Here is a 9,857-nt window from a genome sequence, read left to right as displayed (position 1 = left end):
AGCTCGGTTGCCCCACCTGCCGATATGCCATCCCCAGATCCTCTTCAGATGTCTCTTAGAGAATCGCAGATTCGCGATTTACGCAAAGCCCTCGCGAGCGGGAGAGGTTAAGAAGGCGAGCGGCCCGACCTCCAAACCAATCACGGATTTGACGGCGTCAGCACCAGCGGCGGCTTTGGCTTGGGCTTTGCGGGGGGCGGCCCCGGGGCCGGCCTCACGTCGATCGGCGGGGGCAACGGCGCGATCTGTTGGCTTGCAAGCGGCTGGCTTGTGAGTGGAGGGCTTGTCAGTGGCGGGCTTGGCGCCGCGGGAGCGGCGTGCGGCGGCTTCGGTGTCGGCGCGACCCTGATGTCGGCCTTGGGCTTCGGCGGCGGCGCACGGCGGGGATCGCGGCCGGGCATCGGCACATCCTGCAGCGACGGCTCCGGCACGGGATCCGGCGACACCAGCGTCGGCAGCGCGGCGGTCGCCGGCGGCGGCTCGCCGCGCTCGATGGCGTCCAGCCGGCGCGTCTCGCGGTCGATCGTGCGTACCGCAAGCCACGAGGACAGCGGCCCGACATCGACGGTGCGATTGAGCCTGTCGGGGGGACCGGCCGCGAACAGCTGGATCTCCGGCGGTGCGCCGGAGAGCCCGGTCATGATCGGCGTCAGGCTGGCGCGTATGTCGGCCTGGTCGGCGGGGATGTCGTAGCCGCCGGAGACGATGGCACGCGCGTTCTTCGCCTCCAACGACGTTGCGCCGACGCGCAGGCGCCCGTCGCGGATCGTGAACGGGATCTGCGCCGAGGCCACTGCAATCGGACCCGCCGACAGCGCGGGCTCGACCAGTTGCCGCAGCCGGTTGTCGTCGGCAATTTGGCCGCCGTCGCTGGCGCGGATGGCGATCTCGAAGGCGCGCGGATTGAGGCCGGAGATTTCAGCGGATTCGAGCGTCACCGTGCCGTTGCCGGCGAGCGCACCGGTGAGCGCCGCAACGCTGCGGCCCTGGCTGGTCAGCGCCATCTGCGCCGAGGCGCGTCCCTTCGGCAGCGCAAGGTCGCGATAGCGCAGCGCCGCCGCGTCGACATTGCCGAGTTCGATGCGCGCGTTGAGCGTCAGACCATTGGCGCCATTGCGCGCATCAAGGCTCGCCGACATCTCGCCGCCGCCGACGCCGCCCTTCATTGCGTCGAGCGCGAGCGACTGACCGTCGCTCCGGACCGTGCCGCCGAAGGGGCGCAGCTCGATGCCGCCGGGCAACGTGCCGTGCAACGCCTGGAAGGCGACGCGGCCGCGCCAGCCGCCGAGAAGCCCGGCATTCAACGGCGCATTCGCATCGTGTCCGGCCGCGCCGATGGCCATCGCGAGCGCGGGCACGAGGTCGAGCGTATCGAGGCCGACTTCGCCGTCGACGGTCTTCTCCTGATCGAGCGTCACCGCCAGATGACCGCGCAAATGCGAGCCGGCCAGTGTGCTGTCGAGATCGTTGAAGGTCAGGCGGTTGCCGGCGAGGCCGACGCGCGAGGACAGATTGACGCTCTGCACCGATTTATCGGCCAGGCTGGTCCCGAACAGCGGGGCCAGATTGGCGTTGCGCACGCGCAAATTCACGCTGCCTTTCGGCTCCGACAATTCGACGTTGCCTTGTGCGTCCGCGTCCAGCCCGCCGCCGCTAAGCTTTGCATTCAATTGCAGCTGATGGCGCCACGCGCCGCCCAAGTGGCCTTCGAACTGCGAAGCGCCCTCGCCCGCGGCCACCACGCGATCGAGCCCCAGCAACGCCAGCAGCGCACTTCCCTGTGGTGTCGAGACTTTCGAATCCAGCGTGAAGTCGCTGTTGCGCAAACGGTCGATGTCGATGCCGTTGAGGGCGGCCACCGGCGTCTGCGCGGCCAGCGTCGCGGTGGCCTTGAGTTGCGGCGCGTCGAGCTCGATCACCGCGCGCGCGTCGTTGCGATCGGCATGCTCGGCGTTCTTGTCGAGGCTGAGGTCGAGCTTGAGGCGGGTCGCACCTGGCAGCGACGGGATGGCGTCGAAGCGCGCGCGCACCGACGGCGCAAACGGCTCGATCAGTGCGGTGAGATCGCGCAGCGAATTGGCGGAGGATTTCAGCGCGAGCTTGCCAATGGCCTTGGCGCGGTCGAAGCTGCCGCTCGCTTCCGTGGTCACGCCGCTGGCCTGGCCGAACCGCAACTGCTCCAGCGAGAGCGACGCCGGACCGTAGCCGAGTTTCGCGGTGAACGGCCGCAGCTCCTGCCCGGCCGAGATCGCGCGGCCGATATCGAGCGAAAGCTTCGCTTCCTCCGGCCATTCGCCCTGCGGCCCCGAAAGCGCGCGCACGAAACTCGCGGCGGCATCGAGGTCGAGGCGGTCGGCCTTGAGCTCCGCGTCGATCCGCGAGCCCTTGCTCGCGCCGGTCTGGACGAAAGCAATGCGGCCTTCGACCGCGCCGCCCTCGATCTCGGCCTTCAGCCTGTCAATGGCGAAATGGTTGGCGGCAATGGTCACGTCGCCGGCAAGGCGCAGCGGCCGGGTGCTGCGGCGGTTGACCTCGCTGCGGCCCTGAAGCCAGGCCACCAGCGTATCGGGATCGGAGGAATCGACGCTGAGACGGCCGCTGAAACTGTCGGCGCCGGGCGTGGCGCCGTTGAGCGAGAGCTGCGTCTGGCCCGGGGCGCGCAGCTCGAGCCGCTGGAAGGTCCAGGATCGTCCGTCGGTCGCAAGCTCGGCCGTGATGTTCTGGAGCGGCCGGCCGCCGAGCATGATCTGGTCGGAGTTGAACTCGATCTGTGCCGGGATCGGCGCCTGCGGGATTGCGGCGAGGCCTGCGCGGAGCGCCGGAAGGATGCGCTGCGGCTCGGCATCGTTCTTGGCCGTCAGCTTGTCGGCATCGACCTGGCGCGCCGACAGCACCGCGCGCAGCAGCGGCGAGGCCCCGAACCTGACATCGCCGACGCCGCCGAGCTTCAGCGCGGAGTCTTCGGGCCCGAAGCTGGCGTCGACCTGCTCGAACTTGGCGCCGGCCGGATCGGCCTTGAGTTTCGTCGTGAGCTTCCAGGGCATCGGCCCCGCATCGCCCGGCTTCTTCGGCGCGGGCACCGCGAGCGTCAGCGCGCCTTCGAATTTCGGCAGGCGATTGTCGAAGGCAAGCACGCCTTCGAGATCGGCCAGGATGGCGCGCTCGCCGGGATCGACGTTGAGGTGGAGGCGGGTGGCGTTGCCGTCGGCGCTCGGGCCGGAGGAGACGCGGAACGGATAGCGCACCCCAGCGGCGGTGAAACTGCCGTCGCCCCGGACCGAGCCGGCCAGCGAGCGCACGTCGCCGGAGAAGGCGATGTCGTTGAGCTCCAGCGTCGAACGGCTGGCGGCATCATGCAGGGCAATGCGGCCGGTGAGGTTCAGCCGCTCGATCGCCAGCGAAGCCAGATTGAAGCTGCCGTTTGCGGTGGACGGCAAATCGACCCGCCCGTGCGCGTCGAGGCCGAGATCGACCGCCATGCCGTTGACCGAAAGCTCGGTGGCGCGCCATTCGCCGCGCATCAGCGAGCTCAGGCTGAACTCGACGTCGAGCTTGTCGGCGCGCAGGCGGCCGAGATCGTTGTTGCCGCCGAAGGTGACCGCGCGCAGCCGCAGCGTCGGCGCCGGCAACAGCCGCGCGTCGAGCTCGCCCGCCACCCGCACCGGCACGCCGATGATCCTGCCGGCCTCTGCTTCGAACTGGGGCCTGAACTGGTTCCAGTCGACGAAGTAAGGCCCGATCAGAGCGGCCAGCAGCGCTAAGATAAAGGCAATCGCCAATCCGAGCAGCGTCGTCTGCACGGGTCTCCCCTCGGCCAAACCGGATGCGGGCCTTGCCTGAGCCGCAGGGCCTCAGACGTACCGGAACAGCCCCTTATATAGGGGGAAGTGTGGCGAAGTCACAGCGACTGTTGCGCGCGGAGGTTAACGCGGGTGTGAGACCCTCATGGTGAGGAGGCGCGAAGCGCCGTCTCGAACCATAGAGGCCCCGCTCTCGCCCGCGGCCATCCTTGGAGACGCCCGCTTTGCGGGCTCCTCAGGATGAGGGCCAATGCTCGCAGAATCAGTGCTGGCGGCCATCACCAGCTCGCCGGCAGCCGCTTCAGGCCGCGTAGTACGAAGGTCGGCCGCCATTCCGGGTTTTCGAGGTCGTCGATGCGCAGGTTCGGCAGCCGCCGCAACAGCGTGGCGATGGCGATCTCGGCCTCGAGACGGGCCAATTGGGCCCCCAGGCAGAAATGGATGCCACCGCCGAACGACAGCGGCCTCACGTTCTGGCGGGTGACGTCGAGTCGGTCGGGCCGGTCAGGATAGACCGCCGGGTCGCGGTTGGCCGAGCCAAGCAGGCAGAGCACGGTCTCGCCCTTCGGGATCTTCGCGCCGCCGACATCGTCGATGTCCTCCAGCGCGACCCGCCCGGTCATCTGCACCGAGGAATCGTAGCGCAAGAACTCCTCGATCGCGCCCACCATCAGCTCAGGTCGCGCCTTCAAAAGCGCGAGCTGGTCCGGATTGCGATGCAGCGCCAGCAGGCCGTTGCCGATCAGATTGACCGTGGTCTCGTGGCCGGCGCCGAACAACAGGATGATGTTGGCGGTCAGTTCCTCGTTGGTGAGCTTGTTGCCGTCTTCCTCGGCCTGCACCAGCTGGGTGATGAGATCGTCGCCGGGATTTTTGCGACGCAGCTCGAACAGCTGCTGGAAATACATCTGCGCCATCATGTTGCCGGCGTTGCCCTTGGCAATCTCCTCCGGCGAAAGCGGCACGGGGTCGAGCAGCCGTCCGCCGTCGCGTGAGCTGTTATAGAAAGTCTCGCGATGGTCCTCGGGGATGCCGAGCATGTCGCAGATGATGGTGACCGGCAGGCGGAAGGCGAAATCCTCGATCAGGTCCATGTGGCCGCGTTCGATCACGGCATCGATGGTCTGGTCGACGATCTGCTGGATGCGCGGCCGCATGTCCTCGACGCGGCGGGCGGTGAAGGCCTTCACGACGAGGCCGCGCAGGCGGGTGTGGTCGGGCGGATCGGCCTGCAGCATCCAGTGGCTCATGCTGCGGAAGACCGGCTCCTCCATGATCTTCTCGCTATAGCGGCGCTTGGAACGCTCGACGAAATCCTTGCCGAACCGCTTGTCGCGCATCACGAGGCTGACATCGGCATGGCGGCTGGTGACGAACTGGCCGAACGGCGTCACGTGAATCGGAAAGATCGCGCGGAGCCGCTCATAATGCGGATAGGGATCGCGGATGAAGTCCGGCGACAGTGGATTAAACAGCGGACCGCCGGTGCCTTGCACATGCTCGTTCATGGTGACCTCACATCGGTTGCCGCATGAATCGCATACGCCGGGCAGCCCCTCTTGCGCGGCGTAATCATCCCTGAATTGTTAACTCGATACATTGTTGTATCGAGTTGCATTCTGCCCTAACCTGCTCCGATGTCAAGGGTGAGAACCAGGCCGACCAGGGACGACACGCGCGACAGGCTGTTCGAGGCGGCCGCGCGCGTGTTCGAGGAGGACGGCATCGGCGGCGCCAGCATCGAGGCGATCGCAGCGGCGGCCGGATTCAGCCGCGGTGCGTTCTATTCCAACTTCAAGAGCAAGGACGAGCTGATCATCGCCATGATCGAGGACCATGTCGCGCAGTCGATCCGGCGCAACATGGACATCCTCGCGCAGCACGACAATCTCGACGACTTCATCGCAGCGCTGAAGGCGATGGATCGCACAAGGCAGGACCCGCTCGGCCGCTCGCCGCTGCTGCACATGGAGATGATCCTGTTCGTCGCGCGCGCCGAGAAGCGCCGGCCGGAGCTTGCAAAACGCCTGCGCGCGCGGCGCAAGCTGGTCGCCGACATCGTCGAGGCCACGCTGAAGAGCAACGCAAAGGACGACACGCTCAATCCGCCATGGATGGCCTCCGTCGTGCTGGCGCTGGAAGACGGCTTTCGTCTGCATCGCCTGATCGATCCGGAGACGACGCCGGCCGACAGCTTTCTGCGCGCGATCACTGATCTGCGGCGCAGGACGGGATTGTCGTCGAAGTAGCGTTTGTTTTCTTCAGATCGTCGCGCTGTTCCCGCTCGACATCGGCGCGCCGCGCCGCTGGAACCTCGTCGCAATTCTCGCGCGCATTTTCCACATCGTCATACCGATCCAAGGAACGTTTCTGCAGCTTGCCACTTTATCCCGGGCCTGTTTTGGCAATTTGATCATTGGAGGAGACAGCGATGAGGATTCTGAAATTGTCTGCGGCCGCAGCCGCGCTGCTGGCCGGTACCGCGCTCGCCGTGGCGCAGTCGAGCTCGACGGTCGGCACTGGCGGCTCGTCAGCCGGCGGCGGCACCAGCAACTCGACGATCGGTACGGGCGGTTCATCGGCAGGTTCGGGCAGCGGCTCAGGCTCGGCCTCGACGCTTGGCACCGGCGGCTCGTCGGCCGGCGGCGGCACCAGCAGCTCGTCCATCGGCACCGGCGGCTCTGCCGCGGGCTCCGGCAGCGGCTCAGGCTCGGCCTCGACGCTCGGCACCGGCGGTTCGTCGGCTGGTGGCGGCAAGAGTTCGTCCAGCGTCGGCACGGGCGGCTCTGCGGCAGGCTCCGGCTCCAACTCCGCATCGACGCTCGGCACCGGCGGCTCGTCGGCCGGCGGCGGCAAGAGCGGCTCGACCGTGGGAGCCGCCGGCTCCTCCGCGGGACGTGCCAGCGACATGGGCATGGAAAAGGGCAAAGGCCACCACAAGGACGAGATGAAGAAGGACAAGGACTGACATCCCGGCCGGCGGAGCGGCAGCAATGCCGCTCCTTCGTCCTTCCTGAGGAGGACTGGCATGAACAGATCAATCGTTGCGATCGCAGTTTTGACTTTGATGAGCAGCGCCGCTGTGGGGGAAACCATGCAGAAAACCGGCAAGACCGCATCCGGCGAGACCTGCCGGGTCACGGTGGAAAAACATCCCGACGGCAGCATTACCGCGCTGGGGTCATCGGGTTCGGGCACAACGGGCTCGAGCTCATCGAGCGGCTCGCTGTCGAGCTCGAGCTCGGCCGGCGGATCGTCGGTGCACGTCCAGGCCGGTGGCGGCAACGTGTCGAGTTCGTCCTCGACGGCCGGCGGCCCGGGTTCGACCAGTGCGAGCACCGTCACAGTCAACGGCTGCACCATCTCGACATCGTCGCCATAGCAAAAGGATTTCACAGATGAGAATGTTGATCGCGACCTCGTCGGTCGCACTCCTGCTCACCGCCGCCTCGCCGTTGTCGGCGCAAACCAGCATGACCGGCGGCACCGGCGGCTCGGCTGCCGCCGGCGGCACCTCGGCCAGCACGCTCGGCACCGGCGGCACGTCGACGTCGGGCTCCGGACAGACCGGCTCGTCCATTGCAGCCGGCGGCAGCGCCGCCTCCGCCAACGGCAAGGCGCAGTCCGGCACCAGCATGAACAAGGGCAACGGTCCGGTGCTCAATTCCAATGCGCGCGCGCAGGCGCATGAGGGTGGCACGTTCAGCCGCTCCCACACCCGCACGAAAGTGAAGGCGGGCGAGGAGGTCGGGTCCACCACCAAAACCATGTCGCACGTGCCGGGCTCCAAACCGACCATGTCGACGACATCGACCAATTTGCGCTGAACCATCCTCACGAGACTGCTGCCCGCGATTTGCGGGCAGTTTTTTCTTTGTGAGCAGATTTTTTTGTAAGCAGGTTTTTCTTTGTGAACGATCAACCGCCGCTCAGCGTGTGGCTGACGCGGGTCACGACTGCATCCCACTGCCGCTTCTCGGCGGCCGGGTAGTTGATCAGCACGCAATGCACGTAGCGGCGGCCAAAATTGCAGCGGTCGTACCAGATCTTGCCGCCCCGGGTGCTGGAGACCACGAAGAAGCGCGGCGTGATGCGCTTGTAGGTGATGCCGGACGGCGGATTCTTCCGCGCCAGGAAAGCCGCCGGTGAACTGCCTTCGTTCGGAACGGCCTGAACCGTCAAATCCGCCCGGCCGTCGCTGGTCCGGTACTGCATGCCATAGCCGTCGGGCCGACCGGCTTGCTCGGTGAAGATGGACGAAGGGATGTCGACACTGGTCCCGGTCTCGGGAATGCGGTAGCCGCTCCAACTCTCCGCACCGGCGGCAGCCGGCAAGGCAGAGAGCATCACAAGGATGGCGGCGATCTTCTTCATCGTATGGCCCAGTTTGCGCTCGACGGCCGACAACGTGGAGAAACGCCGGACGTTCCTATCCGCGACGTGAACGCGCGTTGCGCCCCGAGTCGCTCGACCAGACCGCAAGCCGGATGATGGCGTCGAGTGCACCCGCTAGCGAGCGCGTTTGCCCTTGTCCGTGGGCAACGGGCAGTTCGTACAAACGCTGTCGTCGCACATGCGACAGATCGTGAAGCGATCCATCTCGGACGTATCCTGCCGAGCCAACAACTCGTGGAGCAGCGTTTCGAGTCGTTTCGTTTCAGCCGGCGACAGCACATCCAGAAGCGACGCGACGGCCGAAATTCGCGACGTCATCAACTCGTTGCGGGTTGAGGCGCCCTTCGCTGTCAGGTGCAGAGCAACCTCGCGGCCGTCCTGTCCGGGCCGACGTTCGACCAGCCGATCCGACACCAGACGGTCCACCAGCCGGACCGTTCCTGAATGCGACAGGCCAAGGATCCGCCGCAGCTTGTCGTTGGTCATGCCCTGGCCATAGCCGATGACGACCAGTGCGGCAGGCGTCTCGCCGCCGCGGCCTATGACCTCGCGCGCGCCCTGCTCGATCCGATCCATGACGGCGAGCGAAAGCGCCCCCAGCAAATTTGCGATTCCAGTTTCCATGAGCCGGACAATATGTGCGGAGCGCACAAAAAACAACTTGACGAATATGTGCGCTCCGCACATATTTTGCTCGCGGGGCACGATGACATGGAGAATGACGATGAATACTCGGAGCGCGGCACGACAAGCGGATGCCCAAGCGAATACCAGAGGCATTGAACCCGCCTTGAAATACGTGCAGGCCAACGGCGTGCGCTTCGCCTATCTCGAACAGGGCGACGGCCCCTTGGTCATGTTCCTGCACGGCTTTCCCGACAATGCCTGGTCGTATCGAAAGCAGCTGCAGGTCTTCGCGGATGCAGGCTATCGTGCGGTCGCGCCGTTCCTGCGCGGCTATGCGCCGACAGAGATTCCGGCGGACGGCATTTTCGATCCCATCGCACTGGGCAAGGATCTAGAAGCCCTCATCGCGGCGCTGAGCGACGACGGACAGGCACGCGTCGTCGGCATGGATTGGGGCGGCACCTCGACCTTTCAGGCGCTGGCCACGGCACCATCGGTGTTCAAGGCCGCCGTGGTCATGAACACCGCACATCCGATTACAATTTCGAGCATCAGAAGGGATCCGGAGCTCGTTCGAGCGGTATTCCATGTCTATTTCTTCCAGCTGCCCGGCGCCGAATCGGCGGTCAATACCGCGGGGCTCCCCTTCGTCGACTATCTCTGGAAGCTGTGGTCACCGACGTTCAACAATGCCGAGCACATCCGCTCGATCAAGGAGACGCTCAGCTCGCCCGGCACGATGGCCGCGGCGCTTAAATATTACGGAGGCCTGACCGATGCGGCGCTCGCGGGCCGGCTGCCGATCAATGACACGCACACGCCGACGCTGACGATCTACGGCAGCAACGATCCGACAGCGAGGTACTCGGTCGAGGAGGAGCCGCTGTTCAAGGGGCCGCACCAGCGGATTGTCCTGCCCGATGTCGGGCACTTCCCGCACCTCGAGCGTGAGGAAGAAGTCACCGGCGTGATCATGGACTGGTTCAAGACGCACTGAACGCAGAGGGCGTGGCCCACAACATCCTTTGAGTTCTC

9 protein-coding genes are annotated in these 9,857 nt (G+C 66.1%); 5 read left to right on the top strand and 4 right to left on the bottom strand.

Annotated elements, in window-relative coordinates; translation table 11 throughout:
• Positions 1 to 140: 140 nt before the first annotated feature.
• Complete coding sequence (locus ABIB90_RS16565; protein ID WP_354201158.1) at positions 141 to 3,800, bottom strand: AsmA family protein; 3,660 nt, start codon at positions 3,798 to 3,800, stop codon at positions 141 to 143.
• 278 nt (positions 3,801 to 4,078) lie between these two features.
• Complete coding sequence (locus ABIB90_RS16560) at positions 4,079 to 5,308, bottom strand: cytochrome P450 (protein WP_354171234.1); 1,230 nt, start codon at positions 5,306 to 5,308, stop codon at positions 4,079 to 4,081.
• Between the two features lie 129 nt (positions 5,309 to 5,437).
• Here ABIB90_RS16560 and ABIB90_RS16555 point away from each other — a divergent pair, with 129 nt between their 5' ends.
• The 4 genes from ABIB90_RS16555 to ABIB90_RS16540 all read left to right on the top strand — a co-directional run bounded on the left by ABIB90_RS16555 (position 5,438) and on the right by ABIB90_RS16540 (position 7,627).
• A complete protein-coding gene (locus tag ABIB90_RS16555; protein ID WP_007600944.1) occupies positions 5,438 to 6,049 on the top strand; it encodes a TetR/AcrR family transcriptional regulator in 612 nt (203 codons plus the stop codon).
• A 182-nt stretch (positions 6,050 to 6,231) separates the two neighbouring features.
• On the top strand, positions 6,232 to 6,768 hold the full coding sequence (locus tag ABIB90_RS16550) for a hypothetical protein (RefSeq protein ID WP_354201157.1): 537 nt from the start codon (positions 6,232 to 6,234) through the stop codon (positions 6,766 to 6,768).
• A gap of 60 nt (positions 6,769 to 6,828) precedes the next feature.
• A complete protein-coding gene (locus ABIB90_RS16545) occupies positions 6,829 to 7,182 on the top strand; it encodes a hypothetical protein (protein WP_219683460.1) in 354 nt (117 codons plus the stop codon).
• Between the two features lie 22 nt (positions 7,183 to 7,204).
• Entirely contained in the window at positions 7,205 to 7,627 is a 423-nt protein-coding gene (locus ABIB90_RS16540; RefSeq protein ID WP_354171242.1) for a hypothetical protein, read from the top strand.
• 91 nt (positions 7,628 to 7,718) lie between these two features.
• On the opposite strand, the gene ABIB90_RS16535 is transcribed toward ABIB90_RS16540, so the two are convergent.
• Both ABIB90_RS16535 and ABIB90_RS16530 read right to left on the bottom strand, forming a co-directional pair.
• The gene (locus ABIB90_RS16535; RefSeq protein ID WP_007600940.1) at positions 7,719 to 8,174 is read right to left on the bottom strand and encodes a hypothetical protein; all 456 of its coding nucleotides are present in this window, start codon (positions 8,172 to 8,174) and stop codon (positions 7,719 to 7,721) included.
• 135 nt (positions 8,175 to 8,309) lie between these two features.
• Entirely contained in the window at positions 8,310 to 8,771 is a 462-nt protein-coding gene (locus ABIB90_RS16530; protein ID WP_354201155.1) for a MarR family winged helix-turn-helix transcriptional regulator, read from the bottom strand.
• Here ABIB90_RS16530 and ABIB90_RS16525 point away from each other — a divergent pair.
• A complete protein-coding gene (locus ABIB90_RS16525) occupies positions 8,770 to 9,819 on the top strand; it encodes an alpha/beta fold hydrolase (protein WP_354201154.1) in 1,050 nt (349 codons plus the stop codon). The genes ABIB90_RS16530 and ABIB90_RS16525 overlap by 2 nt on opposite strands.
• The last annotated feature ends 38 nt before the right edge of the window (positions 9,820 to 9,857 follow it).

This window comes from Bradyrhizobium sp. JR4.1, from assembly GCF_040548605.1.
Lineage (GTDB): Bacteria > Pseudomonadota > Alphaproteobacteria > Rhizobiales > Xanthobacteraceae > Bradyrhizobium > Bradyrhizobium canariense.
This window is presented reverse-complemented; position numbering and strand designations above follow the sequence as displayed.

Excerpts from the sequence above, each read along its gene's own strand:
- ABIB90_RS16560 (WP_354171234.1), bottom strand. The coding sequence starts at position 5,308 with ATGAACGAGCATGTGCAAGGCACCGGCGGTCCGCTGTTTAATCCACTG.
- ABIB90_RS16555 (WP_007600944.1), top strand. The coding sequence starts at position 5,438 with ATGTCAAGGGTGAGAACCAGGCCGACCAGGGACGACACGCGCGACAGG.
- ABIB90_RS16550 (WP_354201157.1), top strand. The coding sequence starts at position 6,232 with ATGAGGATTCTGAAATTGTCTGCGGCCGCAGCCGCGCTGCTGGCCGGT.
- ABIB90_RS16545 (WP_219683460.1), top strand. The coding sequence starts at position 6,829 with ATGAACAGATCAATCGTTGCGATCGCAGTTTTGACTTTGATGAGCAGC.
- ABIB90_RS16540 (WP_354171242.1), top strand. The coding sequence starts at position 7,205 with ATGTTGATCGCGACCTCGTCGGTCGCACTCCTGCTCACCGCCGCCTCG.
- ABIB90_RS16535 (WP_007600940.1), bottom strand. The coding sequence starts at position 8,174 with ATGAAGAAGATCGCCGCCATCCTTGTGATGCTCTCTGCCTTGCCGGCT.
- ABIB90_RS16525 (WP_354201154.1), top strand. The coding sequence starts at position 8,770 with ATGACGGCGAGCGAAAGCGCCCCCAGCAAATTTGCGATTCCAGTTTCC.
- ABIB90_RS16530 (WP_354201155.1), bottom strand. The coding sequence starts at position 8,771 with ATGGATCGGATCGAGCAGGGCGCGCGCGAGGTCATAGGCCGCGGCGGC.